At 71.4% G+C, this 25,832-nt stretch carries 24 protein-coding genes; 7 read left to right on the top strand and 17 right to left on the bottom strand.

The features are described 5' to 3' along the window. Positions 1-88 precede the first annotated feature (88 nt). The 6 genes from LTT61_RS18160 to LTT61_RS18135 form a co-directional block, all read right to left on the bottom strand. Positions 89-1,435, bottom strand: a complete 1,347-nt coding sequence (locus LTT61_RS18160; protein WP_233015291.1) for a WS/DGAT/MGAT family O-acyltransferase — start codon at positions 1,433-1,435, stop codon at positions 89-91. An 88-nt stretch (positions 1,436-1,523) separates the two neighbouring features. Beyond that, the gene (locus LTT61_RS18155; RefSeq protein WP_233015290.1) at positions 1,524-2,156 is read right to left on the bottom strand and encodes a class I SAM-dependent methyltransferase; all 633 of its coding nucleotides are present in this window, start codon (positions 2,154-2,156) and stop codon (positions 1,524-1,526) included. A 15-nt stretch (positions 2,157-2,171) separates the two neighbouring features. Beyond that, positions 2,172-3,326, bottom strand: a complete 1,155-nt coding sequence (locus LTT61_RS18150) for an FAD-dependent oxidoreductase (protein ID WP_233015289.1) — start codon at positions 3,324-3,326, stop codon at positions 2,172-2,174. Continuing rightward, positions 3,305-4,192 (bottom strand): DUF1295 domain-containing protein, encoded by an 888-nt coding sequence (locus LTT61_RS18145; protein WP_233015288.1) that lies wholly within the window; start codon positions 4,190-4,192, stop codon positions 3,305-3,307. The genes LTT61_RS18150 and LTT61_RS18145 overlap by 22 nt, the downstream gene beginning before the upstream one ends. A 91-nt stretch (positions 4,193-4,283) precedes the next feature. Beyond that, positions 4,284-5,423, bottom strand: a complete 1,140-nt coding sequence (locus LTT61_RS18140) for an RNA polymerase sigma factor (protein ID WP_233015287.1) — start codon at positions 5,421-5,423, stop codon at positions 4,284-4,286. Then, positions 5,420-5,827, bottom strand: a complete 408-nt coding sequence (locus LTT61_RS18135; RefSeq protein WP_233015286.1) for a YciI family protein — start codon at positions 5,825-5,827, stop codon at positions 5,420-5,422. The genes LTT61_RS18140 and LTT61_RS18135 overlap by 4 nt, the downstream gene beginning before the upstream one ends. Before the next feature lie 210 nt (positions 5,828-6,037). Between LTT61_RS18135 and LTT61_RS18130 the strand changes: the two genes are divergently transcribed. Continuing rightward, complete coding sequence (locus LTT61_RS18130) at positions 6,038-6,193, top strand: VOC family protein (protein ID WP_233015285.1); 156 nt, start codon at positions 6,038-6,040, stop codon at positions 6,191-6,193. On the opposite strand, the gene LTT61_RS18125 is transcribed toward LTT61_RS18130, so the two are convergent. The 6 genes from LTT61_RS18125 to LTT61_RS18100 all read right to left on the bottom strand — a co-directional run bounded on the left by LTT61_RS18125 (position 6,190) and on the right by LTT61_RS18100 (position 13,273). Next, positions 6,190-9,759 carry a replicative DNA helicase gene (locus LTT61_RS18125; RefSeq protein WP_233015284.1) on the bottom strand — a complete coding sequence of 1,190 codons (3,570 nt, stop codon included), beginning with the start codon at positions 9,757-9,759 and terminating at the stop codon, positions 6,190-6,192. The two genes, LTT61_RS18130 and LTT61_RS18125, sit on opposite strands and share 4 nt — an antisense overlap. 693 nt (positions 9,760-10,452) lie before the next feature. Continuing rightward, positions 10,453-10,908: a 50S ribosomal protein L9 gene (gene rplI / locus LTT61_RS18120; protein ID WP_233015283.1), complete on the bottom strand. Its 456-nt coding sequence runs from the start codon at positions 10,906-10,908 to the stop codon at positions 10,453-10,455. 17 nt (positions 10,909-10,925) lie between these two features. Beyond that, a complete protein-coding gene (gene rpsR, locus LTT61_RS18115; protein WP_067648985.1) occupies positions 10,926-11,177 on the bottom strand; it encodes a 30S ribosomal protein S18 in 252 nt (83 codons plus the stop codon). 56 nt (positions 11,178-11,233) lie between these two features. Continuing rightward, positions 11,234-11,818: a single-stranded DNA-binding protein gene (locus tag LTT61_RS18110; RefSeq protein ID WP_233015282.1), complete on the bottom strand. Its 585-nt coding sequence runs from the start codon at positions 11,816-11,818 to the stop codon at positions 11,234-11,236. Positions 11,819-11,917: 99 nt separating this feature from the next. Continuing rightward, positions 11,918-12,208: a 30S ribosomal protein S6 gene (rpsF, locus tag LTT61_RS18105; protein WP_233015281.1), complete on the bottom strand. Its 291-nt coding sequence runs from the start codon at positions 12,206-12,208 to the stop codon at positions 11,918-11,920. A gap of 81 nt (positions 12,209-12,289) precedes the next feature. Then, complete coding sequence (locus LTT61_RS18100) at positions 12,290-13,273, bottom strand: AraC family transcriptional regulator (RefSeq protein WP_233015280.1); 984 nt, start codon at positions 13,271-13,273, stop codon at positions 12,290-12,292. A 35-nt stretch (positions 13,274-13,308) separates the two neighbouring features. On the opposite strand from LTT61_RS18100, the gene LTT61_RS18095 reads away from it, so the two are divergent. Both LTT61_RS18095 and LTT61_RS18090 read left to right on the top strand, forming a co-directional pair. Further along, positions 13,309-14,133: an LLM class flavin-dependent oxidoreductase gene (locus LTT61_RS18095; protein ID WP_233015279.1), complete on the top strand. Its 825-nt coding sequence runs from the start codon at positions 13,309-13,311 to the stop codon at positions 14,131-14,133. Between the two features lie 46 nt (positions 14,134-14,179). After that, positions 14,180-15,544 carry a hypothetical protein gene (locus tag LTT61_RS18090; protein ID WP_233015278.1) on the top strand — a complete coding sequence of 455 codons (1,365 nt, stop codon included), beginning with the start codon at positions 14,180-14,182 and terminating at the stop codon, positions 15,542-15,544. Here the strand turns inward: LTT61_RS18090 and LTT61_RS18085 are convergent. The 3 genes from LTT61_RS18085 to LTT61_RS18075 all read right to left on the bottom strand — a co-directional run bounded on the left by LTT61_RS18085 (position 15,474) and on the right by LTT61_RS18075 (position 18,077). After that, entirely contained in the window at positions 15,474-16,103 is a 630-nt protein-coding gene (locus tag LTT61_RS18085; RefSeq protein ID WP_233015277.1) for a TerD family protein, read from the bottom strand. The two genes, LTT61_RS18090 and LTT61_RS18085, sit on opposite strands and share 71 nt — an antisense overlap. Before the next feature lie 124 nt (positions 16,104-16,227). Then, positions 16,228-17,367, bottom strand: a complete 1,140-nt coding sequence (locus LTT61_RS18080) for a DUF475 domain-containing protein (protein WP_233015276.1) — start codon at positions 17,365-17,367, stop codon at positions 16,228-16,230. 134 nt (positions 17,368-17,501) lie between these two features. Then, positions 17,502-18,077 carry a TerD family protein gene (locus tag LTT61_RS18075; RefSeq protein ID WP_233015275.1) on the bottom strand — a complete coding sequence of 192 codons (576 nt, stop codon included), beginning with the start codon at positions 18,075-18,077 and terminating at the stop codon, positions 17,502-17,504. Positions 18,078-18,209: 132 nt separating this feature from the next. Here LTT61_RS18075 and LTT61_RS18070 point away from each other — a divergent pair, with 132 nt between their 5' ends. Genes LTT61_RS18070 through LTT61_RS18055 form a run of 4 tightly spaced genes read left to right on the top strand, consistent with a single transcriptional unit; the run spans position 18,210 to position 23,839 of the window. Continuing rightward, on the top strand, positions 18,210-19,424 hold the full coding sequence (locus tag LTT61_RS18070) for a hypothetical protein (RefSeq protein WP_233015274.1): 1,215 nt from the start codon (positions 18,210-18,212) through the stop codon (positions 19,422-19,424). A gap of 13 nt (positions 19,425-19,437) precedes the next feature. Further along, complete coding sequence (locus LTT61_RS18065) at positions 19,438-20,649, top strand: HpcH/HpaI aldolase/citrate lyase family protein (protein WP_233015273.1); 1,212 nt, start codon at positions 19,438-19,440, stop codon at positions 20,647-20,649. Continuing rightward, complete coding sequence (locus LTT61_RS18060) at positions 20,646-22,988, top strand: phosphoribosyltransferase (RefSeq protein WP_233015272.1); 2,343 nt, start codon at positions 20,646-20,648, stop codon at positions 22,986-22,988. Before LTT61_RS18065 ends, LTT61_RS18060 begins: the two co-directional genes overlap by 4 nt. 44 nt (positions 22,989-23,032) lie before the next feature. Beyond that, complete coding sequence (locus LTT61_RS18055) at positions 23,033-23,839, top strand: HAD family hydrolase (RefSeq protein ID WP_233021065.1); 807 nt, start codon at positions 23,033-23,035, stop codon at positions 23,837-23,839. A gap of 82 nt (positions 23,840-23,921) precedes the next feature. On the opposite strand, the gene LTT61_RS18050 is transcribed toward LTT61_RS18055, so the two are convergent. Both LTT61_RS18050 and LTT61_RS18045 read right to left on the bottom strand, forming a co-directional pair. Beyond that, positions 23,922-24,971: an alpha/beta hydrolase gene (locus tag LTT61_RS18050; RefSeq protein WP_233015271.1), complete on the bottom strand. Its 1,050-nt coding sequence runs from the start codon at positions 24,969-24,971 to the stop codon at positions 23,922-23,924. Positions 24,972-25,064: 93 nt separating this feature from the next. Further along, the gene (locus LTT61_RS18045; RefSeq protein WP_233015270.1) at positions 25,065-25,829 is read right to left on the bottom strand and encodes an AIM24 family protein; all 765 of its coding nucleotides are present in this window, start codon (positions 25,827-25,829) and stop codon (positions 25,065-25,067) included. Positions 25,830-25,832: the final 3 nt, after the last annotated feature.

Raw genomic sequence — 25,832 nt, 5'->3', positions numbered from 1 at the left:
AAATCTCGGCGGACCCGCCACGCGCACAGGCGCGTTCGGGGCTCCCGGATCGAATGTAACACGTTCTAGTTTTGCCGTACAGGGACGTTCAGGCGGTAGCGTGCTCCAGCTCCGCGAGCGCGCGCTCCAGGTGGTCGAGCATGCGCTCCAGGTCGGGCACCGTGCGGCGGCAGGCGACCAGCCCGAAGTCCAGGTTGTCGCCGGTGCCCGCCAGCGTGATGTTCATGGCCTGGCCGTCGAACGGGATGGAGAGCGGGTAGGCCGCGTCCAGCCGGGCGCCGTTCCAGTAGAGCGGCTTCCTGGTGCCGGGCACATTGGAGATCACCAGGTTGAACGGCGGGCTGGTCCACGGGATCAGCCCGGGCACCAGCGTCACCGCCAGCGGGCTGAGCATCAGCGCCGAGACCGCCATCGCCTGGATCGCGGAGAGGGAGTCGTAGGCCGCCTTGCTCGCGCGCATGGACTCCGAGATGACCTGCAGCCGCTGCACCGGATCGGTCTGGTCGGTGCCGAGGTTGCAGAGCATGGCGCCGACCTTCACGCCATCGGTATCGGCCTCGCCCGGCGAGCGCAGCGACATCGGCACCATGGCGATCAGCGGCTTGTCCGGCAGTGCGTCGTGGTCGAGCAGGTAGGAGCGCACCGCGCCAGCCGACATGGCCAGCACCACGTCGTTCATGGTGGCGCCGGTCGCCTTGCGCACCTGCTGCAGCCGCTCCAGCGGCCAGGAGCGCGCCGCGATCCGCCGCGCCCCGCCGATCGGCACGTTGAACATCGTCCGCGGGGCGTCGAAGGGCATCGCCACCTGCTGCTTCAGCACCGTCTTGCCGACCAGCCGCGCCAGCGTCGGCCCCGCCGCCATGGAGGCGAGCTCGCGCGCCGCGCCGAGCACGCCGCCGCCCTTGGGCGCCTCGCCCTTCTCCCGGCGCGGGACATTCCACGGCACGTGCCCCGGCTCCGCCGGGTCGTCCGTGAGGGTGCGCTGCAGCAGCCGCTGCGCCGTCACCCCGTCGATCAGGGCGTGGTGCATCTTCGAGTACATGGCGAAGCGGCCGTCGGCGAGCCCCTCGATCAGGTGGAACTCCCAGAGCGGGTGGTGCCGGTCCAGCAGCGCGCCGTGCAGCCCGGAGACCAGTTCGAGCAGCTCGTCCCGGCCGCCCGGCGTCGGTAGCCCGACCCGCCGGACGTGGTAGCTCAGGTCGGCGTGGTCGTCGTAGGTCCAGGCCGCGCGCGGGGCGCCGAAGATGGTGGCCGGACGTTTGCGGAAGCGCGGCTGCACCTCGGCGCAGTCGAGCAGGTGCGCGTGGATCGTCTGCGCGAACTCGCGCTCGGTGCCCTCCGGTGGCTCGAAGATCTGCACCGACCCGACGTGCATGGGTTGCTCCCGGGATTCGGCCAGCAGGAAAACGGCGTCGATCGGTGCGATCAGTTCCATGCGTCGGCCCTTCGAACAGTGGTGGTGTGCACGAACCGTGCGCCCACTGTGGTGGATATCACGTGCTGGGTGGGGATACCCGCCCGGGTCACGGGGACACGTCGGGCCCGGCGCGCTCGGCCAGCAGTATCGCCTGCCGGAAGCGCTCCTTCGGGTACGGCTCCCGGACCAGCCAGGCCGTCGCGGTCAATCCCGCGGTCCCGAGCAGCCCGGCCAGCCGGTCCGGGGCCCAGCGGTAGGCCCGGATCACCCGGTGGTCGAACGGGGCCGGTTGCGCGCCCGGCGCTTCGGCGAAGAAGCCGAGCAGCAGTTTTCCGCCCGGTGCGAGCACCCGGGCGAACTCCGCGAACACCTGGGGCAGCCGCTCGGGGGGCACGTGGATGAACGAATACCAGGAGACGAGGCCACCGAGCGTGCCGTCCTGGTGCGGCAGCGCGCTCAGATCGCCCAGGTCGAAGCGGATCCCCCGGTACTCGGAGCGGGCGGTTTCGATCAAGCGCTCGGACAGGTCGAGCCCCGCGATGTCGAGGCCGAGGTCGCGCAGGTGGGCGGTGATCCGGCCGGGGCCGCAGCCCGCGTCCAGCACCGGGCCGCGCACCTGCTCGGCGAAGGTGGTGAAGAGCGCGCGGCCGTAGGGGTCGGTGGCGACCTGGTCGCGGGTGACGTCGGTGTAGAGCTCGGCTACCGCGTCATAGGCGGCGGCGACGGCGTGGTCGGGCACAGGTTTTCCTCCGGATCAATCCAGCGGCGCGTTGGCGCGGACCCCGCGATAGATACCCCATCGGGTGATCCACGGCCGCAGCACCCGGTCGATCGACCAGCCGGGGAAGTGGAACGGCCTGCCGTTCGGGGCGAAGACGTCGAGGCCGTCCGGCTGCGGGCCGAGCACCGAGCCCCAGCGCCGCCGCGGCGGCCGGTAGCGGCGGAGTTGCCTTCCGGCGATCTCGGCCCTGATATTGCGCGCGAGCAGCCCGTCGGCCCGGTTCCGCGCTGAGCCGCGCAGCGGGTCGGTCGCGGCGACGTCGCCGATCGCGAAGACCCCGGGGTGGCCGGGGACGCGCAGCTCCGGTGTGGTGCGGACGAAGCCGTGCTCGTCGAGGAGCTCGGCGGGGAGCCAGCCGGTGTTCGGCGTGGTGCGGCCGACGGTCCAGAGCACCGCGTCGGCGGCGGTGTCGGGTTGTCCGGTCCGCCAGCGCACGGGTCCGGTGGTGATGGCGTCGGCGGGGTCGTCGGCGCGGTGGCCGGGGTGCAGCTCCACCCCGAGTTCGGTGAGCGTGTGGCGCAGCCGGTCCCAGATGCGCGGGTGGTGTGCGGTGAGCGCGCGGTCGCGCGGGAAGTAGAGCGCGATCCGCTTCTCCGGCCAGGTGCGGGCCAGGTTGGCGGCGCTGCCGACCGCGGCCGCGCCGCCGCCGATCACCGCGATGTGGTGCGCGGCGCCGATCCGGCCGTTGGTCTCCCTGAGTTCCCGCGCCACCTCGGTGTCCGAGCGCAGGTCGGGGACGCGCCAGAAGCCGTTGCGCACACCGGTGCTGAGCACCAGGATGTCGAACGGTTCCGCGCGCTCCGCGCCCGCGGCGTCCCGCACCGTGACGGAATTCCGGTCGAGATCCGCGCCGACCAGCACGCCGTGCACCGTGCGCACCCGGTCCAGCCCGCGGAACCGGTCGAACGGAATCCAGTAGTCGCGCGCCCACTCCCGCGGCCGGGTCAGCCGGAGCCCGAGCTCCTGCCCGCTCACCAACCCGGGCGCGGCCGAGATGCCGACCACGTCGAAGTGCCGAGCCAGCCGGATCGCGGTGAGCACGCCGCTGTCCCCGAGCCCGGCGATCACCACCCGGCGCCGGGCCGCACTGCGGGCCCCGCCCACCGCTACGCCCGCCGCGGCGGCCACGGCACGAACCGCGGCACCCGCTCCAGCACCGCGCCGTACTCCGGCCTCCGCTGCAGGCTGCGCTGCTCCATCATCGGAATGCTCGCGCCGAGGAACATGGCGAGCATGGCCGCCGCCCCGATCCACAGCCACCAGAACGCGCCCGGCGCCGCCGCGATCCCGAAGAGCGCCAGCGCCACCCAGAACCCGAACTCGCCGAAGTAGTTCGGATGCCGCGACCACCCCCACAGCCCGCGATCCATCACCTCGCCCGGCCGCCGGTCCCGCGCGAACCGCCGCAGCTGCCCGTCCGCCGCCAGCTCCAGCCACACCGCCGCCAGCCCGACCAGCACCGCGATCCCGGTGAGCCACGCCAGATCGTCGCCGGTCGCGGTGACCGCGACGTAAATCGGCAGCATCCCGGCGAAGACGATCACCGTCGGAATCAGGTGGATGGGGAAGAGATCGGCGAAGAACTCGCCGCGCCCCGCCCGCTCCCGCAGCTGCGGGTAGCGCCAGTCCTCGTGCCGCAGCCCGGGGAACGACAGCACCCAGTTCGCCGTCAGCCGCACCGCCCACACGACCACCACCAGCGCGATCAGCGCGCACCGCACGGTGTCGGCGCCCGGCGTCTCCAGCCACCAGGCGAGCAGTAGCAGCGGCGGGATGACCGACCAGTACGGGTCGTAGAAGCTGGAGTTCCCGAAGGCCCGGCTGAAGGCGAAGATCACCAGCGTGGCCAGGACATCCGCGATCAGCGTGTCCAGCCAGAGCTGCCCGGTGTCCGGCCCGGCGACCAGCCAGGCCGCAGCCACCGCGACGGCGAGCAGATAGGCCCCCGTCACCACGGCAAGCGATCGAGCCCTGCTCGCTCGTATGGACTCCATCCCGGCCTCCCGCAGCGCCGTGCCGGTTCGGCGGTGAACCGGCTGGAGCGGAAATGTAACACGTTTCAGTTAGTGGCTTCGGTGGTTCGGGTCAGGCGAGTTTCTGTCGCAACTCGGCGGCCCGCCGGGTGAGGTGGTCGCGCTCGGCGACGATCTGCGCCTTGCCAGCGGCCTCGACGTAGAGCCGCACCGCCGTCTCCAGCTCGCCCGCCTGTTCGTGCAGGTAGGCGGCGGAGGCGGTGTAGCGGGGGAGCTCGGGGTCGAGCTCGGCGATGGCGGCGAGCCCGGCGCGCGGACCGTCCGCGGCCCCGACCGCGACGGCGCGGTTGAGCCGCACCACCGGGCTGTCGGTGAACCGGAGCAGCTCGTCGTACCACTCGACGATCTGCACCCAGTCCGTCTCGGCGGCGGTCTGCGCGTCGGCGTGCAGCGCCGCGACCGCGGCCTGCGCCTGGAACTCGCCGAGCGCGTCCCGCGCCAGCGCGGCCTGCAGGATCTCGACGCCCTCCGCGATGAGATCGCGCCGCCAGCGGGTGCGGTCCTGCTCGGCCAGCGGCACCAGGCTGCCGTCCGGGCGGGTGCGGGCCGGGCGGCGGGCGTGGTGCAGCAGGAACAGCGCGAGCAGCCCGGCCGCCTCCGGGTCGCCGCTGGCCGCGGCGAGCTGCCGCGCCAGCCGGATCGCCTCGGCGGCGAGGTCGACGTCGCCGCTGTACCCCTCGTTGAACACCAGGTAGAGCACGCGCAGCACGGTGCCGAGGTCGCCGGGGCTGTCCAGCCGGACCCCGCTCACCGTGCGCTTGGCGCGGCTGATCCGCTGCGCCATGGTCGCCTCCGGCACCAGGTAGGCCCGCGCGATCTGCCCCGTGGTGAGGCCGCCGACCGCGCGCAGGGTGAGCGCCACCGCCGATGCCGGGGTCAGCTTCGGGTGCGCGCAGAGGAAGTAGAGCCGCAGCGTCTCGTCCGTGCTCACCGCGGGGCCCGGCTCCGGCTCGTCGACCACCCTGACCTCGCGGTCGCGGCGCGCGGCGTCCGAGCGGGCGAAGTCGAGGAAGCAGCGCCAGGCCGTGGTGATCAGCCAGCCCTTCGGGTCGGCGGGTGGCCGCGCGGGCCAGGTCTCGACCGCGCGGATCAGCGCCTCCTGCACCGCGTCCTCCGCCGTCGCGAAGTCCGCTCCCCGGTGCACCAGCGCGGCCAGCACACCGGGGATCAGCTCGCGCAGCTCGGTCGTCACTCCGTGGTGGGGCCGTGCGCGGTCATCAGCGGCCGGAGCTCCAGCCACTCCTGCACCGGGATCCCGTCCTTGCCCGGCGCGGCGGAGAGCTCGCCTGCCAGTTCCAGCGCACGGTCGTAGGAGTCGACGTCGATGATCATCCAGCCCGCGATGAGGTCCTTGGTCTCGGCGAACGGCCCGTCGGTGACCGGCGGCCTGCCCGGCCCGTCCGAGCGCACCCAGGTGCCCGTCGCGGTCAGCGACTGCGAATCCACGTACTCGCCGTTGCGCTCCAGCCGGCCCGCGAACTCCTCCATGTACCGCACGTGCGCGGTGATCTCCTCCGGCGTCCACCGGTCCATCGGCACGTCGTTCACCGAGGCGGGGGCGCCGCGGTAGTGCTTCAGCAGCAGGTACTTCGCCATGTCGTGCTCCTTCGTTCGGTTGGTGTACCCCTGGGACGGAGCGGGTCGCGCGTTCTCGACATCCCCGCGGGAGATTTTTCTCCGGATGGCGATCCAACGGGCGGATGCTGCGCACCCCGGACGGGAACGGCAAGGTCGCGCTCGCGCAGTTCCACGCGCCGGTCGCGCAGCGCTGCACCCCGGTCGGCGCGCCGACCAACCCGCCGCATCATGTTCGCCGTCGACGATATCGACGACACCGTCACCCGGCTGCGCGCCCGCGGCGCCGAACTCGTCGGCAGCATCGAGCAGTACGAGCGGAGCTACCGCCTCTGCTACGTCCGCGGGCCGGAGGGGATCGTGGTCGGGCCGGCCGAGGAGCTCTAGCCCCTTGCCATGTCCACGAATCGGCTCAGGTGCAGCTGGTGCGCCACCGTGATGGTGGCGGTGGGGCCGTTGCGGTGCTTGCCGAGGATCAGGTCGGCCTCGCCGCCGCGCGGGTCGTCGCGCTCGAAGGCGTCGGGGCGGTGCAGCAGGATGACCATATCCGCATCCTGCTCCAGCGAGTTGTGCAGCGCGACGCCGTTCGCCACGAAGTTGTGCGTGTCCGGCACCGTGCCGTCGAAGACGTCCTGCTCGCCGAGGCTGGTGATCTCGACGATGCGATCCCAGAACACGTCGTTGGTCGCGAACATCTCGATGTCGGCGTCCTGCAGCACGTTCGCGACCCGGGCGAGCCGGGACCGGCTGGGCGAGCGCTTCCACATGGTGGAGCCGCAGAAGCGGGAATTCATCGCGGAGGCGAACTCCCGGTGCGTCATCTCATTGGTGGCCAGCAACGTCCTGACCTTCGACCAGATCTCCTTCGGCACCGTGTCGACATTGGTGTTCCGGGTCAGCGGCGCCAGCTGCTCGAGCGCGCGCTCCGCCGCGATGCCACGGGCGCCGTGCACGCCGACATCGCGCAGGAAGGTCGTCTGGTTCTCGGAACCATCCACGAGGAGATGCCAGCACGGGCGGTAACCGGGCTTGCGCACCTGCTTGATGCGGCCGTGCACACCCACCCGGAGCAGCAGCAGCGCGATGTCGTCGATGAGCCGCCTGCTGGTCGAGGCGTAGTAGACGCGGGCCTGGTTGCCCTTCTCGTCCCAGCGCACGGAGCCGTCGGTTGCCCACAGATGCCGGAGGAAGAGCGCGACCTGATCGGTCGGAAGCGCGAAGATTCGCTCGGGCACGAACTTCTCGTAGCTGCGCAGCCCGAAGAGCCCGAGCTCGTCGAGCCAGGCCGCGATCGGGTTCCGCTTGCCGTGGGTGAGCCGATACGGCGCCCGCAGGCGCAGCGTTGTCACCCGCGCGGCGGGATAGTCGTCGCGCACCGGGGTGACACCGAAGTGCTGTGCCGCCGTGGTGACCGCGGCGAGATTTTCCTCATCGATACTGGCGTACCGCACCGGCTGCCTGCGCACGCACGAGCCGTCGCCGATCATGTGCGCGAGCAGGACCACCTCGGCGTCGGGCAGGCGCTCGGTGTGTACCGGCTCGGGTACCACCCGAGGCGTGGCCAGCCGGTCATCCGTCCCGAGCCGCTCCAGCGGGATCCACCCGTCCACGGTGAGGAAGGGGTGGTTGCCGGTCGCCTCGACCTCGCGCCCCGAGGCGAGGCGCAGCCGGAAGACCTCCTTGCGCCCGCTGGGGAACACCTTCACCATCGGCCGCGCGACCATGCGCATCCGCTCGTCCAGCGACCAGACCAGCGGCTGCTCCCCGGACTCGAGGAGCTCGCCCAGCGTGGTCTCCGCGCCGGTGTCCGCCCGCAGCACCCGGGCCGAGGCCGGCAGGCAGCCCGATTCACGCAGGTCGGACACCATGGGACGCTTGTCGGTGCGCTGTTCCGGACCACGGTTCAGCTGGCTGATCGCGACCACCGGAACCTCCAGCTCCTTGGCGAGGAGCTTGAGATTCCGGGAGAAGTCGGAGACCTCCTGCTGCCGCGACTCGACCTTCTTGCCCGAGGACATCAGCTGCAGGTAGTCGATCACGATGAGCTTGAGATCGTGCCGCTGCTTGAGCCGCCGCGCCTTGGCCCTGATCTCCATCATGGTCAGGTTCGGCGAATCGTCGACGAACAGCGGTGCCTCGCTGATCTCGCTCATCCGCCTGGCCAGCTTGGTCCAGTCGTCGTCGCTCATCCGCCCGGAGCGCATGTCGCCCAGCTTGATCTTCGCCTCGGCGGAGAGCAGCCGCATCACGATCTCGGTGCGGCTCATCTCCAGCGAGAAGATCACGCTCGCCAGCCCGTTCTTGATCGAGCAGCTGCGCATGAAATCCATGCCGAGGGTGGAGTTGTGCGTCGGCACCATGGCCCGGCCGGCCAGGTACAGGTGCGCGGGGTTGTCCACCTCGACGCAGCGCACCGGCACGCTCGGGATCGGCCGGACGTCGACGATATAGCGGCACTCGGAGCGCGCGGTGCTCGCCCCGGCCCGGCGCTGCTTGTGCAGCAGGGCCTTTCGGTGCACGCCGAAGACTTCGTCGTCGGTGGCGAAGGTGAGGGTGCCCCGCTCGGCGCTCGGCTGGATTCGGTAGCCGAGGCCGACGACGAGTTCGCCGATGTCGGCGGCGAGCCGCAGGCCGGTCACGTCGATCCGCACCGAGCCATCGGCGGTCACGGTGCCGTCGGTGTCGAGCAGTCCGGCCAGCAGCGCCCGCCGCTGCGCCTCGGACGCCCGCAGGTACGGCAGCGGAATGTGCTTGTCCCCCAGCGCCAGCAACCGAGCCGACGCGGTGGCGGCCACCGTGCCTTCGGCCTCGATCCGGACGACGATTTCCGGGTCGGGGCTGGTCAGGGCGGTGTCGTCGCCGAGCCAGGCGCCGAGGGTGTACGGCGGGACGGGGAGCTCGGCGGGGGGGAGGTCGAGGGGGCCGGTGGTGCGGATGGAGTGGTCGAGCCCGCGGTCGGCGGTGCGGCGGCGGAGGGTGGCGGCGATCTCGGCGGTGCTGCGGACGGCGGGGGCGATGCGGCGGGAGCGGCGCGAGGCGCCGGTGTCGGTGAGCCACTGGTGCTGTTCGTCGGCGACGAGCACGGTGCCGTCGGAGAACTCGACCTCGTAGCAGGGCCGGTCGTGCAGCACCTCGGTCGCGGCGACCACCAGGGTCGGCTTGCCGTCGGCGCCGAGCAGGAGGTCGCCCGGCCGCACCTCGCCCATGGTGGTCCAGCCGGTCGGCGTCGGCAGGGGGGTGTCGACGGCGAGCGCCTTGCCGACGCCGGGACGTGCGGCGACGATGATCATCTGACCCGGGTGCAGCCCGTTGGTCACCTCGTCGAGTTCGGAGAAGCCGGTGGGGACGCCGAGCGAGATGCCGCCGCGGCTGGCGATGGAGTCGATCTCGTCCATCGTGGGCTGGAGCAGCTCCTCGAGCGGGAGGAAGTCCTCGGTGGTGCGGCGCTCGGTGACCTCGTAGACCTCGGCCTGGGCGCGGTCGACGACCTCGGCGACGTCCTGGCCGTCGGCGCCGGCGTAGCCGTACTGGACGATCCTGGTGCCCGCCTCGACGAGGCGGCGCAGCACGGCCTTCTCGGCGACGATCTCGGCGTAGTAGCCGGCGTTGGCCGCGGTCGGCACGGTCTGGGTGAGGGTGACCAGGTAGGGCGGGCCGCCGATGCGCTTGAGCTCGTTGCGCCGGTCGAGGGCTGCGGAGACGGTGACCGGGTCGGCGGGTTCGCCGCGGGCGTAGAGGTCGAGCACGGCGTCGAAGATGGCCTGGTGCGCGGGGCGGTAGAAATCGCCGGGGCGGATCACCTCGACCACGTCCGCGATGGCGTCCTTGCTCAGCAGCATGCCGCCGAGCACGGACTGCTCGGCCGCCATGTCGTGCGGGGGCTGCCTACCGAAATCCTCGCCCGGAGCCTCCGGCGGGTACTCGGAGTGCCCGCGGTCGTCGACGACTGCCACCTGACTCGACCGTCCTCTCTCCGCACGAGCGCGGCCCGTGAATCACCTGCACTGGTCCGCGTCTGTCTCGTTCTACCGCGTGGGTACGACAGGTCGCGGCTCGGCGCGCCGGGCGCAGGACCGGAACGGCACCGCCGGAACCGGATCGCTAGTTACCGCCGGGACGGCGCCGCACCGGGCCGTCGGAAACGGCCACGATGACGAACCTAGGTGACCATGCGGACCGCGCCAAACGGGCGTGGGGATAAACCTGTGGATAACTTGGGGACTGTTAACCATTGGGTGTGCACCCCCTGTGGATAACTTGGGGAAAACGCAGGTCACAGCTGGGAAATGCCCAGATAAACGGCTGTTTACGGGCTCGCGGGGGTGTGGATCGAATTCGCTACGGCGTGTCGGCCAAGATGAACAGCCGGGCGTGTTGGTGAACGGGACATGGAGGAAACATGACCTGAATCACAGCGGGGCCGGTCGGTTTTTCCGGTAATCCACAGGGCTGTCCCATGGTGGGGAGTGTGCGCAGGTGAACGGACCGGGAAGGTTCCGCGCGGTAGCACCGGCGGTAGGGCTAATTCAGCGCAACCGAGAAGTGTGGCGGGATTCGCGCCCGCACCCCGGATGCATGACCGGAGCGCGCACGCCGTCAGACCGTTCCCCGAGGTGCCTGGGGAACGGCCTGGCGGAGCGTGTGAATCAGCTCGCGGCGACGACGTCGACGCCGACCTTGGCAGCCACGTCGGGGTGCAGGTGCACCACGATGTCGTGGGTGCCGGTGCTCTTGATGTGCGACTTCGGCAGCTCGATGCTGCGCTTGTCGATGACCGGTCCACCCGCGGTCTTGATGGCCGAGGCCACGTCGGACTGGGTGACCGAGCCGAAGAGCTTGCCGGTGCCCGCGGTCTTGACCGGGAGGGAGACCCCGGTCAGCCCCTCGAGCGCCTGCTTCAGCTCGTTGGCGTGGTCGAGGTCGCGCACCCGGCGGGCATCCTGCGCCCGGCGAATGCCCTCGACCTGCTTCTGCGCGCCGCGGCTCGCCACGATCGCCAGGCCGCGGGGCAGCAGGTAGTTGCGGCCGTAACCGTCCTTGACCTCCACGGTGTCGCCGGGCGCACCGAGGTTGTCCACGTCAGCGGTAAGAATCAGCTTCATCTGCGTGTGCCTCCTTCTCAGCGAGCGGTGGACACGTAAGGCAGCAGCGCCACCTCACGCGAGTTCTTGACGGCGACAGCGACATCACGCTGGTGCTGCACGCAGTTGCCGGTCACCCGGCGAGCGCGGATCTTGCCGCGATCACTGACGTACTTGCGCAGCAGCGTCGTGTCCTTGTAGTCGATGTGGACGGTGCCGGTCTTGCTCTCCTTGCAGAACTGGCAGGCCTTCTTCTTCAGCACCTTTTCGCGCGCGGGCGCTTTCGGCATCGTCTTCTACTCCGTTTTCATGTGGCCCTCGGTTACCCGGGCCGGGAAGCCGTTCGTCAGAACGGCGGTTCGTCGTCATTGCGGCCGCCGCCCCCGAAGGAGGAGCCTGCCGCGGGCGCGCTGCCCCAGGGATCGTCGTCGGCGCTGGTGGTGTTGCCACCGCCACCGCCGCCGCTGCCCCGGTTGCTGCCGCCCCCGCTGTTCGCACTGTTGTATCCGCTGCCCCCACCGGCGCCACCGGAGCCGCCGCCGAAACCACCGCCACCGCCACCGCCACGGCTGGTCTTGTTGACCTTGGCCGTCGCGTACCGCAGGGACGGGCCGACCTCGTCGACCTCCAGCTCGACCACGGTGCGCTTCTCACCCTCGCGGGTTTCGTAGGAGCGCTGCTTGAGCCTGCCGCTGACGATCACCCTCGCGCCCCTGGTCAGGCTCTCGGCGACATTCTCCGCCGCTTCCCGCCAGATGTTGCAGCGCAGGAAGAGGGCCTCGCCGTCCTTCCACTCGTTCGAGTTGCGATCGAACACGCGGGGGGTGGAGGCAACGGTGAAGTTCGCCACCGCCTGGCCCGCAGGCGTGAATCGGAGTTCGGGGTCGGCCGTCAGGTTTCCGATGACGGTGATGACCGTGTCGCCTGCCATTGTGGTTCCTCCTGGGAAGGGGGGATCAGCGATTGCTCGCTCGGTTGCGCTAGAGCCTAGAGACAGGCACCGACGCTTTCCGAAGGGGCAGCAGTGCGATTACTTCTTGCCGTGGCGCAGCACCTTGGTGCGCAGCACCGTCTCGTTCAGCCCCAGCTGGCGGTCGAGCTCGCTCACGGTCGCCGGCTCGGCGGTGAGGTCGACGATGGCGTAGATGCCCTCGGCCTGCTTGCTGATCTCGTAGGCGAGACGACGGCGGCCCCAGATATCGACCTTGTCGATCTTGCCGCCTTCGGTGCGGACGACGCTGAGCAGATTTTCCAGCGACGGGCCGACGGTGCGCTCATCCAGACTTGGATCGAGGATGACCATCACTTCATATTGACGCACGGACCATTCACCTCCTGTGGACTCGAATCGGCCACGGACGTTCCGTGGCAGGAGGGTCGTTGCGTCAGCAACCCGGTAAGGCTACCCGACGGGGCCCTGACCGGCGAAATCGATGCCCCGCCTGCGGTAGCGCCCCGGCGCGGTGCCGTACGCGCGCTTGAACGCCTTGGCGAAGGCGAACTCGGAGGCGTAGCCGACCGCGCGGGCGACCGCGGTGAGCGTGGTGTCCGATTCGCGCAGCATCCTCGCCGCGGTGAGCATTCGCCAGCGGGCGACGTAGGCCAGCGGCGGCTCGCCGACGGTGGCGGTGAAGCGCCTGGCCATGGTCGCGCGCGAGACGCCGGCGCGGGCGCCGAGCGCGGTGACGGTCCACGGCAGCGCCGGGTCGGCGTGGATGGCGTGCAGCGCGGCGGAGACGGCGGGGTCGGTGAGCGCGGCGGCCCAGCCCGCCGGGTGCTCGGCCGCCGCCTGCTCGGCGAGCCAGGCGCGCAGGACGTAGAGCAGCATGGTGTCGAGCAGTGCCGGGATCGCGGCGTCGGCGCCGGGGCGGCGCTCGGTGATCTCGGCGAGCAGCAGGTCGACCGTGGCGTTCAGCGCGCGGTGCCGCTCCGGGCGGCCGGGCAGGTACACGAACTCGGGCAGCGTGGCGATCAGCGGGTGCGCGCGGTCGCCGTCGAGTTCGTAGGCGCCGCAGAGCAGGACGCAGCGCCGCCCCGGGCCGGCGACGATGCGCGGCTCGCCGGGGTGCGCGGTTTCGGTGATCGCGGAGCCGGTGGCGTCGGCGAGGTCGTGGTCGGCGCCGCGCGGCATGAAGAGCACGTCGCCGGAGTGCAGGGTGAGCGGCTCGGCGCCCGCCGCCCCGAGTACGCAGGAACCCTCGACGACCACGTGGAATCCGGCGCCGGGGACCACGGGGTAGCGCCTGCCCCACGGCGCGTGCCGGACGAAGAGCCCCGCGGCCGGGCGGCCGGTGCGGGCCGCGGCGATCAGCCCGGAGACCGGGTCGAGGCCGGCGTGCTCGGAGAAGGTGAGCGTTCCGGACAGGAAATCGAGCGTCGGCGGCATGGGAACACTCTCGCACCCGGCCTACCGTCGGAGCCATGAGCACTGTGAGCCTCCCCGAGATCGGGGTTTTCCTGCCCACGTCGACGCCGGACCCGGAGCGGCCGATCATCGGCGACGTGGTCGCCGCGGCGCGCACCGCCGAGCGGCTCGGGCTGGATTCGGTGTGGGCCACCGACCAGCTGGTGGCGTCGGCGCCGATCCTGGACGGCGCCGTCGTGCTCGCGGCGGCCGCCGCGGTGACCGAGCGGGTGCGGCTCGGCTGGGGGGTGCTGATCCTGGCGCTGCGGCCGGCGCCATGGGTGGCGAAGCAGGTCGCGACGCTGCAGCACGTGTCGGGGAATCGGCTGGTCCTCGGCGTCGGGACCGGGAACACCGCACACGGTGACGGCTCCTGGCGCGCGGCCGGGGTTCCCGTCGGCGAGCGCGCGGCGCGCACCGACGCGGCGCTCGAGCTGCTGCCCGACCTGATCGCCGGGAAGCCGGTCGGCGCGTACGGCGCCCCGATCGCGCTGGCGCCGCCCGCGCCGATGCCGCCGCTGGTGGTGGCCGGTGAGGTGCGGGCCGCGCGGCGGCGGGCGGTGCGGTTCGGGGCGGCGTGGCTGAGTCTGCGGCCCGAGGTCGGGGCGCTGGAGCAGGGGATCGCGGAGCTGCGCGCGCTCGCCGCCGAGCTCGGGCGGCCGGTGCCCGCGGTCTCGCTGGTGGCGCCGCTCAGCCCGGACGGCCCCGACGTGACCACCGAGAAGGCCGCCGCCTTCGCCGCCGCCGGGGTGCGCCGCCTCATCCTGAGCCCGACCGGCCCCGACACCGAGAGCGACTACGCCCACGCAGCCGAGGTCCGGACCCGCCTGCGGGCCCGCTGACAGACGGCCCCTTCCCCGCGGCACCCCCTCCTCTAGGGTGGGCTCCATGCCGATCGGACGCCGGGTCACCCGCCGTGCGGCGCTCGCGACGGCGGTGCTGCTGCTCTGCGGGCTGACCCTCGTGCTCGGCTACCTGAACAAGGCCAGGTGCGCGGGCGCCCCGTTCCAGCCGGACGGCCGCAGCGCGGTCTTCGACTCCGCCAAGGACGCCGACGTCTGCTACTCCGACATCCAGTTCCTCTGGCTGGGCCGGGATATCGACAACCACGTCTTCCCGTACATCGACGGCTCGATCACGCCGGACGGCGCGCTGGTCGGCGGCGTCGTGGAGTACCCGGTGCTGAGCGGGGTGCTGATGTGGCTCGGCGCGATCCCGGCGCACACCGACGCCGACTTCCTGCGCTGGTCGGCCCTGCTGCTCGCCCCGTTCGCGCTGCTCACGGCGTGGATGCTGGCCCGGATGGCCGGTGCCGCCGCGCTGCTGTGGGCGATCGGAACCCCGCTGGTGCTCTACGCCTTCCACAACTGGGAGCTGCCGGTGGTCTGCACCGCGGTGGCGGCGGTGTACGTGGTGACGGTGCCGCGCTGGTCACTGCGGACCCGGGGGGTGGCGGCGGCGGTCCTGCTCGGGGTCGGCTTCTGCCTCAAGCTCTACCCGGGCATCTTCGTGCTCCCGCTGATGGCGTACGTGCTCACCGGCGGCGCCGGGCCGGGCGGGCGGCGGGACCTGCGCGGCGCGCTGCTCACCGGTGCCGCGGCCGCGGGCACGGTGCTGCTGGTGAACCTGCCGTTCGCGCTGGCCGGGTTCGAGGGCTGGTGGGCCTCGTTCGCCTTCCAGCGGCTGCGCCAGGCCGACATCACCACGAACTCGCTCTGGTACTGGGGGCTGCGCCCGCTCTACCCGGCGAGCTCAGCGGGTGAGGAGAACTTCCAGCACACCGTCTCGTTCGCCTCGCCGGTGCTGATCCTGGCGTCGTTCGCGCTGGCGCTGTGGCTGGGACGGCGCCGCTGGCAGCGCAGCGGGGTATACCCGTGGGTCGGCGTGAGCGGCGCGATGCTCTGCGGTTTCCTGCTCTTCCACAAGGTGCACAGCCCGCAGTACACGCTGTGGCTCGTACCGTTCCTCGTGCTGCTCGTCGTGCCGGGGTGGCTGGTCGGCGCCTACCTGGTCGCGGATGTGGCGATCGGGGTCGGCGTCTTCCGCTACTTCTCCGCGCTCGGCACCGGCGATGGTGTCGAGCCGCTGGAGAACGTGGTGCAGTTCGGGGTCTGGGGGCGGGCGGTGCTGCTCGCGGTGTTCTTCGTGCTGTTCCTGCGGGCCGAGCAGCGCGACGACCGGGTCACTTCCGCGCCTCGCGCCACTGCATCCCCCAGCGGTACGCCTCGTCCAGCGCCTGCTGCGCCCCGCTGATGTAGTTCACCTCGCGGCGCACCGAGATCCGGCCGCCGGTATTGCTGAGCAGCGCGATGGCGCAGGAGCGGGCGTCGTTCACCGGGGAGTCCAGCCGCACCTCGATCTGCGGGCCGGTGGTCGGGAAGAGCGTGACGACCCCGTCGGCGGCCGCCCAGTTCGGCACGCCCTCGTAGATGAAGGCGAAGATCAGCACCCGGCGGAACTGTTCCGGGCGGCCGAGATCGATCCGCATGGTCTCGCCGCCGACCGAGCCGCCGCTGCGGTCGTCGCCGTCCAGCTCGATGAAGGGCGGCGCGTGCAGCGAGCCGTAGTTGTTGCCGAGCGCCTGCACCACGCCCTTGCTGCCGTCGGCGAGTTCGTAGAGGCAGCCGAGGTCCAGATCGATCGAGCCACCGCGGCGGAAGAGCCGGGGCTTGCCGCTGGCCCAGCGGAGGTTGACGCGCAGAACCCCCTGCGATTCCCCCGGTTTGGCGAGGTCGACGCTTGGCGCCGCCTTCGAGAGCGTCACCTTGTTCAGGTCGACGCCGCCGGTCCCGGCCCGGTTGTCGGCCGCCATCGCGATCCCCCTCCAACTCGACACGGTGGTCAGGTGGCTCCGAGCCTAACGCGCGCGACCCCGGAAATGCCCGGAGCGGCAGCGAAATCTCGCTGCCGCTCCGGGGCGGGGTGGTGCGTGACGGTCAGGCGACCGGGGTGGTCGCCGGCTCGTTGCCGGCCTCCGCGGCGGCCGCCTTGCGGTTGCGCCGGATGCTCGACCAGAAGGCGGCGCCGATGAAGGCGACGCCGACCAGGCCGGTGATGATCTCGTTGATGTGCACGCCGATCGAGACCAGCAGGATGGTGGCGAGCGCGCCGATCGCCCAGTGCGCGCCGTGCTCCAGGTACACGTACTCGGACAGCGTCCCCTGGCGGACCAGGTAAACGGTGATCGAGCGGACGAACATGGCGCCGATCAGGCCGAGGCCGAGCGCGATGATGATCGGGTCGGCGGTGATGGCGAAGGCGCCGATGACGCCGTCGAAGGAGAACGAGGCGTCGAGGACTTCCAGGTAGAGGAAGAGGAAGAAGCCCGCCTTACCGGTGGCCTTGGCCAGCTCGGAGGGGCCGGTGCGCTTGCCATCCAGCTCTTTGCCCGCTTCGTCGAGGTCGTCCTCGACCTCCTCGGTATGGAACATCGAGCCGAGGCCGTCGACGGCGATGTAGGTGATCATGCCGAGCAGCCCGGCCAGCAGCACGGTGGCGCGGTTGTCGTCGTCGGCCAGGAACTCCGCGGCCAGCACCAGCGCGATACCGGAGACCACGATCGAGAGCATGTCCAGCTTGCCCGCCTTGGCCAGCGGCTTCTCCAGCCAGCTCAGCCAGGTGATGTCGCGCTCCTCGAAGATGAAGTTCAGGAAGAGCAGCGCCAGGAACATGCCGCCGAAGGCCGCGATCTGCGGGTGCGCGTCGGTGATCAGGGTTTCGTAGCTCGCGCTGCCGTCCGGGAAGTAGGCGGCGTCGTCGGCGGGCGGGTTCAGCGCGAGGTCGAACGCCTGCACCGGGTTCAGCCCCGCGGTGACCCAGATGATCGCCAGCGGGAACAGCAGCCGCATGCCGAAGACAGCGATCAGGATGCCGACGGTGAGGAAGATCTTCTGCCAGAAATCACTCATCCGCCGCAGGACCGTGGCGTTGATGACGGCGTTGTCGAAGGAGAGCGACACCTCGAGGATGCCGAGGATGAGGCAGAGGAACAGTGCGGTCGGGCCGCCGTACAGGAAGGCCGCGACCAGTGAGATCACTGTGACGAGGCCGGAGAGGCCGAATATGCGCAGGACCACCGGGGGGACCTTTCGTTGTCGAGGCCGGACTTGACCGCCGTCCAGGGTGAATGCGTCGCCGCGCATTGTCCACCTGGGACGACACCGCACGAGAAGGGGGCCCGTTACCGGGCCCCCTCACGCGTGGTCGTGCGTCAGACGTTGACGCCGTAGTCGCGCGCGATGCCGGACAGCCCGGAGGCGTAGCCCTGGCCGATGGCGCGGAACTTCCACTCGGCGCCGTTGCGGTACAGCTCGCCGAAGACCATCGCGGTCTCGGTGGAGGCGTCCTCGGAGAGGTCGTAGCGGGCGAGCTCCTCGCCGTTGCTGCGATCCGAGACCCGGATGTAGGCGTTGCGGACCTGGCCGAAGGACTGCTGGCGGGTCTCCGCGTCGTAGATCGAGACCGGGAAGACGATGCTCTCGATGTTCGCCGGGGTGTTGGCCAGGTCGACGTTGATGACCTCGTCGTCGCCCTCGCCCTCGCCGGTGCGGTTGTCGCCGGCGTGCTCGATGGCGCCCTCGGGGGACTTCAGGTTGTTGAAGAACACGAAGTGCTGGTCGGACACGACCTTCTTGTCCGCGCCCGCCGCGATGGCGCTGGCATCCAGGTCGAAGTCGGTACCCGTTGTGGTCCGGACGTCCCAGCCGAGGCCGACCGCGACGGCCGTCAGGTTGGGGGCTGCCTTGCTCAGCGAAACGTTGCCGCCCTTGGACAGACTGACACCCATGCGGGAATCCCTTTCGATGGTCGGTGTGTGATCCCGACATGTCCGAATCGCCGGGTACGCCATACGACACTAGTAGGTTTCGGCGAACTTGCGTAGGAACCGGCACTCAGGGCCATCTCCTACGATCGGGGCGTGGCAGGGCGCAGGCGTGGATGGTTCGGCTCGTCGGGGCGCGACGAGTGGATCGAGCAGGCTCGGGCCGGTGTGGTCGCGGCCTTTCTCGACATGGACCGACGGCAGAGCGCTGCCGATTCGGCGGTGCGGGCGGTCGCCGAGGTGCGGCCCGATCCGGCGCTCGCGCGGCGCTGGGAACCGGTCCGCAACCGCTGCTACGCGGCGGCCGAGGTGTATCTGGCCCTGAACGACGACCTGGAGGCGGCGGAGCGGGACGGCACCCAGGTGCCGGGCGGTGCGCCGCGCGCCGAGCAGGTCACCAGGCAGCTCGCCGAGGCGGCGCGCGCGGTGGACGAGTTCTGGAACGCGAACCGGGCCCGGCTGGCGGACGCGGTCGCGGTGCTCGGCGCGGTGCCCCGGTTCGCCGAGGAGGTGAGCACCGAGGCGGAGCGGGTGCTCGGTGCCGCCGCGAGCTCGGAGTACGCCGGATACCGCTCGATTCGCTCCGGGGTCGCCGCGGTGGATGAGGCGCTGCTCACACTGGCCGCGGCCACCACGGCCGGGCCCGGCCGGGTGCGCGCCGCCGCGATCGCGCTGCGCGAGCTGACCGCGCTGCTGTCGGAAGCATTGGCGCAGGCCCCTTCTCGACGCGGCGCCTCGGCCAATGCGATCGCCTCGGTGACCACCCGCATCGCCGCCGTCCGGACCAGGGCCGAAGGGCTCGCCGCCGCCTACTCGGCGCTGCTGCGCGAGTTCAACGCTGCGAGTTCGGCGGATCTGACCAACAATGAGCGGGATAGCCAGCAGGCCGTCGCCGCCGCGGACACCGCCCTCGCGGGTGCGCGGGCCGCGGCGGCCGCGCACGATCCGGAGACCGCGCTTGAACTGACCACTTCCGCGCGCGCCAGCCTCGCGGCGGCCGAGCAGCAGGTCGATGCCGTCACCCGGCGACTCACCCTGCTGCGCGAGGTCGCCGCGAACCCGAATTCCAAGGCCGAGGCCGTACGATTCCGGCTGCGGGACGCGCAGATGCTCGCGGTGAGCCGAGGGCTCGTCGCCGAATGGGGTTCGGTACTCGATGCTCAGATCGACCGGATCGATCGCGCCGCCGCCGCCCTGACCGGTAGGCACCCGAACTACTGGGCATACGTCACAGAGCTCGACACCATCGCGGAATTCATCACCGGCGTGGTGGATCGCATGCGAAAAGAACCAGGACAACGACGAGGATGAGGACGGGGCCGCGATGACCGCGAGCGTTGCCGTCGCGCAGGAGGTCTCCCTGCGCAAACGGAAGCTGCTGTGCCATTTCCGGCAGCTGCCGGCGGGAAGGGCGCCGGAGCTGTTCCACCGGCGGCCGCAGTCGTTCGGCGACGGCGACGAGCGGGAGCTGCTCGCGATCGCGCTCGGCGCGACGCTGTATGTCCCGGCGACCAGGGACGACCTGGCGGGAACCATCCGCCGCCGGGCCGCGCGCGGGGTCTGTTCCATGGTGATCGACCTGGAGGACGCGGTCGCCGACCACGAGGTCGAGTGGGCGAAGGCGCAGACGGTCGCGGTGCTCGACGAGCTCGCCGCCGACCCGGACCCCAACCCGATGCTCTTCGTGCGGGTGCGCGACGCCGCCACCATCACCGAGATCGCGGAGGCGCTCGGCCCCGGCGCCGCGGTGCTCACCGGCTTCGTCTTCCCCAAGTTCGACAGCCTCAGTGGCCCCTCCTATTTCGCGGCGCTCGCGGTGGCGACGCAGCGGCTCGGCCGGACCGTGTACGCCATGCCGGTGCTGGAGTCGGCGGCGCTGGTGCACCGGCAGACCAGGGACCGGGAGCTCACCCGGATCGCGGAGCTGCTGGCCGCGCACCGGGAGCAGGTGCTCGCGGTGCGGGTCGGCGCCACCGACATGTGCGCCACCTTCGGCATCCGCCGCGACCGCGACCTCACCATCTATGACGTCCGGGTGGTCGCCGACGTGATCGCCGACATCGTGAACTACCTCGGCCGCGCCGACGGCTCCGGCTTCGTGATCACCGGCCCGGTCTGGGAGTACTTCGCCGACCACGAGCGGATGTTCCGGCCGCTGCTGCGCACCGCCCCCTTCGAGGAGTCGGACGCGGTGAAATTCCGCCAGTACCTGGTGAGCCGGGATCTGGACGGGCTGCTCAGGGAGATCACGCTGGACCGGGCCAACGGCATCCAGGGCAAGACGGTGATCCACCCGTCGCACGTGGCCGCCGTGCACGCGCTCTCGGTGGTGACGCACGAGGAGTACTCGGACGCCCTGGACATCCTGCGCGCCGACGTCGGCGGGGTCGCGGCCTCCGGCTACCGGAACAAGATGAACGAGATGCGCCCGCACCGCAGCTGGGCCAGGCAGACGGTGTTGCGCGCGCGGGTCTTCGGGGTGGCGAACAAGGGCGTCTCCTTCGTCGACCTGCTCACCGCGCTGGTGACGGAATGAGCTGGGCGACCAGGGAGCTCGGGGTCGCGCTCAGCTACCCGGCCGGCGCCGATCCCGGGCTGATCGAGCCGGGGCTGCGCAAGGGCAACGAGCGCCGCGCGCACCTGCTGGTCTCCACGGTGCTCGGCAAGCACATCCCGACCGACCCCGCCGCGGTGCTCGACGCCGGGAATCGCCTGGGTGACCTGGTGCGCGAGCGGCTCGGCGCGAGCGACGCCGTCGTGCTCGGCTTCGCCGAGACCGCGACCGGGCTCGGGCACTGCGTCGCCGCCCGGATCGGCGCCAGGTGCTACCTGCACTCCACCCGCCGCGCGGTGCCTGGCGCGCATACGCTCGCCGGGTTCGAGGAGGGGCACTCGCACGCCACCTCGCACCTGCTGCAGCCGGAGCCCGCCGAGGTCTTCGCCGACGGGCTGCCGCTGGTCCTGGTCGACGACGAGATCTCGACCGGGGCCACCGCGCTGGACGCGCTGCGCGCGCTGCACGCCGTCGCGCCGCGCACGCACTACGTGCTGGCCAGCCTGGTCGACATGCGCACGGCGGCGGATCGGGCGAAGGTCGAGGCCGCGGCCGCGGAGCTGGGCGCCCGGATCGACACCGTGTGCCTGGCGGCGGGGCGCGCCGAGGTGCCCGCCGACCTGCCCGCCGCGGTGGCGGCGCTGCCCGAGCACCGGCTGAACCCGGTCGCCGCGCGGCGAGGTTCGGTGGCGCGGGTGCGGCTGCCGTGGCCCGACGCCGTTCCGGAGGGCGGGCGGCACGGGTTCCTGCGCACCGATCTGCCCGGGTTCGAGCAGGCGCTGAACGCCGCCGCGGCGGAGCTGCGGAGCGGGCTCGACCCGGCCCGGCCGGTCGTCGTGATCGGCCACGAGGAGCTCATGTACCTGCCGCTTCGCCTGGCCGGGGCACTGGCCGCGGCGGGTACCCCGGCGCGGTTCCAGACCACGACGCGCTCACCGGCGTACGTGCTGGACGAGCCGGATTACCCGCTGCGCCGCGGTTTCCGGTTCACCGCGCCGGAGTCCGGCGACGCCGCGCCGCGCTACCTCTACAACGCGGCCTGGCCCGGCGCCGACCCGCTGCTCGTGCTGGTACTGGACGAACCGGCCGACACCCCCGCGCTCACCGCCGCGGGCGGGCTGCTCGACGTGCTCACCGCCGCGGGCGCCGACGTGCTGGTCGCGGTGGTTCCCGGCGCCGATCCGCGGTCGCTGCGCGCAGCCCGCGCGCTGCCGGAGCCGCTGTACGGCCCGGACTTCGGCTCCTACGCCGCCGACGAGGTGGCCTGGCTGCTCAAAGACCTCTCCGCGCTCGACCTGGAGGCCGATGTGGCGGAGCGGGAGCGCCGGATCCAGGCCGGGGTCGCGCACTACGCGGAGTCGCTGCCGATCGAGTTCCAGCCGGACGCCGCCTACCGCGAGCTGTTCGAGAAGGTGCTCGCCGACAGCGCCGAGCGGCTCGCGCTCGCCGTCGGCACGGTGGCCGAGCTGGTGGTCGCCGAGCGCGGAGACGACGTGGTGCTGGCCTCGCTGGCCAGGGCGGGGACGCCGATCGGCATCCTCATGCGGCGCTGGCTGCAGCGCCGGAGCCCGGCGCTGGAGGTGCCGCACTACGCCGTGTCCATCGTGCGCGATCGAGGCATCGACGCGGTGGCGCTGGACTACCTGGCGGCGCAGCACGACCCCGCCTCGGTGGTCTTCGTGGACGGCTGGACCGGCAAGGGCGCCATCGCCAGGGAGCTCACCGCCGCGCTGGACGAGTACCGCGCCGCAGGCGGCGCCCGCTTCGACGGCGAGCTCGCGGTGCTCGCCGACCCGGGCAACTGCGTGCGCACCTTCGGCACCCGCGACGATTTCCTGATCGCCTCGGCCTGCCTGAATTCCACCGTCTCCGGGCTGGTCTCCCGCACCGTGCTCAACGCCGAGCTGATCGGGCCCCGCGATTTCCACGGCGCCAAGTTCTACCGCGAACTCGCCGCCGACGACGTCTCCGGGCGGCTGCTCGACACCGTCACCGCGGCCTTCGACACCGTGCGCGACCGGGTTCCGGCGCAGGTGGCGGCGCTCCGGGCAGGCGACCGCACCCCGACCTGGACCGGATGGGCGTCGGTGGAGCGGGTGCGCGCCGAGTACGGCATCGGCACGGTCAATTTCGTCAAGCCGGGGGTCGGGGAGACCACGCGCGTGCTGCTGCGCCGGGTGCCGTGGCGGGTGCTGGTGCGCGCGGCCGACGCGCCGGAGCACGCGCACATCCGGATGCTGGCCGCGGCGCGGGAGGTCCCGGTCGAGGTCGTGCCCGACCTGGCCTATTCGTGCATGGGATTGATCAAGGACGTGCAGTGAGCTCTGCTCTACCGGCCCTGGTGGCCACCGACCTGGACCGCACCATGATCTACTCCCTGGCGGCGAGCGGGGACGCCGAAGCGCTGGTCTGCGTGGAGTATCTGGACGGCGAGCCGCTCTCCTTCATGACCGAGCGGGCCGCCCTCCGGCTCCGGGAGCTGGCCGGGCTCGCCGTCGTGCTGCCGACCACCACCAGGACCATCGAGCAGTACCGGCGGATCGCGCTGCCCGGCGGGCCGTTCCGGTACGCGGTGACGAGCAACGGCGGGAACCTGCTGGTCGACGGGGAGCCGGATAGTGCGTGGCGGGCGGCGGCCGGGCGGGAGGCGGCGGCAGGCGGGGCCGGGCTGGCCGAGGTGCGGGCCGAGCTGCTGCGGCGGATCGACGATTCCTGGGTGCTCAAGTTCCGGGAGGCGGACGAGCTCTTCTGCTACCTGGTGGTGAACGTGGCGGCCATGCCCGCTGGGTTCCTCGCGGAGTGGGACGGGTGGTGCCGGGCGCACGGGTGGAGTGCCTCGCAGCAGGGGCGGAAGATCTATGCCATGCCGGTGGCGGTGTGCAAGAGCGTTGCCGTTGCCGAGGTTCGGCGGCGGTTGCTCGACGAGGGTCGGCTGGCGCTCGACGCGCCGTTGCTCGCCGCGGGGGACGGGGCGTTGGACGCGGAGTTGCTCGCGTCCGCGGATCTCGCTGTCCGGCCGCGGCACGGGGAGCTGGAGGAATTGGGCTGGAGCAGCCCGAATCTCGTGCTCACGGAGTCGCGGGGGGCCGATGCGGGGGCCGAGATGGTGGAGTGGTTCCACACCGGCGTCCGTGCGTCCGCCGCCACGGTGGCGAAAAGGCTCGCGGGGTAGGCCGTCGGCCTACCCCGCACCCCACCCGGCCGGGCCTGCGGCCCGCGCGGTCACCGCCGCACCCGGCTCGGCCAGGGCGACTTCAGGGCTGGGAGTTCAGGCCCTTCTCCAGGACGGGCCAGGAGGCCTTGAGGTCGTCCTGCCAGTAGCCCCAGGAGTGGGTGCCGCTGTCGCGGTAGACGAAGGTGGCGGGGATGCCGAGCTCGCGCAGGCGATTGTCCAGGTTGTGCGTGGACCAGTTGACGCCCGCCTCGATGACCGCGCCGATCGCGACGGTCTGCGGGGTGTCGGCCGGCTTCTCCAGCCGGAACTTCCCGCCCGGCTCGTCGTAGACGCCGGGGACCCCGCTGCCGGTGGAGACGAACAGGTCGGTGCCGCGCAGCTGCTCGGCGTTCACGATCGGGTCGTTCGCCTTCCACAGCGGGTCGTCGGCCGGGCCCCACATGTTCTCGGCGTCGCCGCCGCCCCAGGTCTCCACGGTGACCTTCACCATGTTCTGGCCGATCGGGTCACTGGTCTGCGCCAGCCCGCTGTAGACGGCCGCGCTGCGGTACAGCCCCGGCTTGGCGATGGCCAGGTTCAGCACCGACACCCCGGACATCGAGAGCCCGGCGATGGCGTTCACCTTGTTCGTGCCGAGCACCGCGTCGACCAGTGGCGGCAGCTCCTCGCTGATGTAGGTCTTCCACTTGTTCACGCCGAGGACCGGGTCGGTCGACTTCCAGTCGGTGTAGAAGGTCCAGGCGCCGCCGATGATCTGCACCACGTTGACGTTCTTGTCGCCGAGGAACTGCAGCGCGTCGGTCATCCGCTGCCAGGAGGCCGAGTCGACGCCGCCGCCCGCGCCGTTCAGCAGGTAGAGCGAGGGCCGCGGCACCGAGGTGTCGGCGGGCCGCAGCACATCCACGAGCAGGGTCTTGTTCATGGCGGCCGAGTGGATGTGCAGCCGGACGTTGCGCGCGTTGAGTGCCTCCACCTTCTCCACGTAGGAGCCGCCCGGCGCGACCGCCTTGGCGGTCACGACGTTCGGGGCCGGTGCGGGCTCGGCGAGAGCCGGGCTCACCGAGCCGATCAGGCAGGCGGCGAGTACCGCCGCGACCATGGTTCGCCTACCGGCGCGGCGGATCGACATCCTTGTCCTTCGTTCGTCCTGCGACCGCGAGAATTCGCGGCCCGCCGAGTCGATCGGCGGAGCGCGCCCGAATATACCGGCGCGCAGCCGTTCTCAGTACTGTTGCTGCTGTCCGGCCAATTGCTGGGTGATCACGCCCTGCAACCGCTGCAGCCCGCCGACCGTCATCCCGCTCTGCAGCTGCCCCTCGATGGTGCGGACCACCTGGGAATCGCTGAGCACCTTCTCGCTCGACTGGATGAGCACGGTGCCCGCGCCGGTGAAGTCGAACTGCCGCTCCTCACCGGAGCTGACGCCGAACCGCGCCGCGCCCGCCGCCAGGAAGTCGGTGATCCAGCGCTGGTCGTAGTGGTGGCTCGGGGACGGGCAGTCCGCCCAGCCGACCAGGGACTCCGGGTCGACCCGCAGCGGCGGCTCGGCGAACATGACCGGGCCGTTCGAGGAGGCGAGGAACTTGCCGGTGCCGATCAGGGTGAGGAAGCCGGGCACGATGGACTGGTTCAGCGAGAGCCCCGGCTCGAAGGCGAGCAGGTTCGCCGCGCGGATGGTGAGGTTGCCCTCGTCCAGGTCGTAGGAGTTGATGTCGTAGCCGCGGTCGCCGATGATCAGCTTCCCCTGCCCCTCGGCCACCACGTAATCGCTGGTGAAGAGCGGCGCGGAGAACTGCTGCGACACCATGTTCAGCAGCCCGCCGTGCAGGCCGTGCGTGAGCACCTGGAAGTTCATCTGCCCGTAGTAGGCGATCATCGCGCCCTTGCGCATGAACCAGGGCTTGTTCAGGTCGATGGAGTACGCGTAGCTGTTTCCCGGGATGTTGTCGCTCTCACCGAGATTCATGGGGTTCAGGATCTGGCTCATGGC

Source organism: Nocardia asteroides, from assembly GCF_021183625.1.
Lineage (GTDB): Bacteria > Actinomycetota > Actinomycetes > Mycobacteriales > Mycobacteriaceae > Nocardia > Nocardia asteroides_A.
Note: the sequence above shows the minus strand (reverse complement) of the source record. Positions and strands in the feature narration are given on the sequence as shown.

Bases quoted from the DNA above. Each gene is read 5' to 3' on its own strand.
- LTT61_RS18160 (WP_233015291.1), bottom strand. From the start codon at position 1,435: ATGGAACTGATCGCACCGATCGACGCCGTTTTCCTGCTGGCCGAATCC.
- LTT61_RS18145 (WP_233015288.1), bottom strand. From the start codon at position 4,192: ATGGAGTCCATACGAGCGAGCAGGGCTCGATCGCTTGCCGTGGTGACG.
- LTT61_RS18135 (WP_233015286.1), bottom strand. From the start codon at position 5,827: ATGGCGAAGTACCTGCTGCTGAAGCACTACCGCGGCGCCCCCGCCTCG.
- LTT61_RS18130 (WP_233015285.1), top strand. From the start codon at position 6,038: ATGTTCGCCGTCGACGATATCGACGACACCGTCACCCGGCTGCGCGCC.
- rplI (WP_233015283.1), bottom strand. From the start codon at position 10,908: ATGAAGCTGATTCTTACCGCTGACGTGGACAACCTCGGTGCGCCCGGC.
- rpsR (WP_067648985.1), bottom strand. From the start codon at position 11,177: ATGCCGAAAGCGCCCGCGCGCGAAAAGGTGCTGAAGAAGAAGGCCTGC.
- LTT61_RS18110 (WP_233015282.1), bottom strand. From the start codon at position 11,818: ATGGCAGGCGACACGGTCATCACCGTCATCGGAAACCTGACGGCCGAC.
- LTT61_RS18100 (WP_233015280.1), bottom strand. From the start codon at position 13,273: ATGCCGCCGACGCTCGATTTCCTGTCCGGAACGCTCACCTTCTCCGAG.
- LTT61_RS18095 (WP_233015279.1), top strand. From the start codon at position 13,309: ATGAGCACTGTGAGCCTCCCCGAGATCGGGGTTTTCCTGCCCACGTCG.
- LTT61_RS18090 (WP_233015278.1), top strand. From the start codon at position 14,180: ATGCCGATCGGACGCCGGGTCACCCGCCGTGCGGCGCTCGCGACGGCG.
- LTT61_RS18085 (WP_233015277.1), bottom strand. From the start codon at position 16,103: ATGGCGGCCGACAACCGGGCCGGGACCGGCGGCGTCGACCTGAACAAG.
- LTT61_RS18075 (WP_233015275.1), bottom strand. From the start codon at position 18,077: ATGGGTGTCAGTCTGTCCAAGGGCGGCAACGTTTCGCTGAGCAAGGCA.
- LTT61_RS18065 (WP_233015273.1), top strand. From the start codon at position 19,438: ATGACCGCGAGCGTTGCCGTCGCGCAGGAGGTCTCCCTGCGCAAACGG.
- LTT61_RS18060 (WP_233015272.1), top strand. From the start codon at position 20,646: ATGAGCTGGGCGACCAGGGAGCTCGGGGTCGCGCTCAGCTACCCGGCC.
- LTT61_RS18055 (WP_233021065.1), top strand. From the start codon at position 23,033: ATGATCTACTCCCTGGCGGCGAGCGGGGACGCCGAAGCGCTGGTCTGC.
- LTT61_RS18050 (WP_233015271.1), bottom strand. From the start codon at position 24,971: ATGTCGATCCGCCGCGCCGGTAGGCGAACCATGGTCGCGGCGGTACTC.
- LTT61_RS18045 (WP_233015270.1), bottom strand. From the start codon at position 25,829: ATGAGCCAGATCCTGAACCCCATGAATCTCGGTGAGAGCGACAACATC.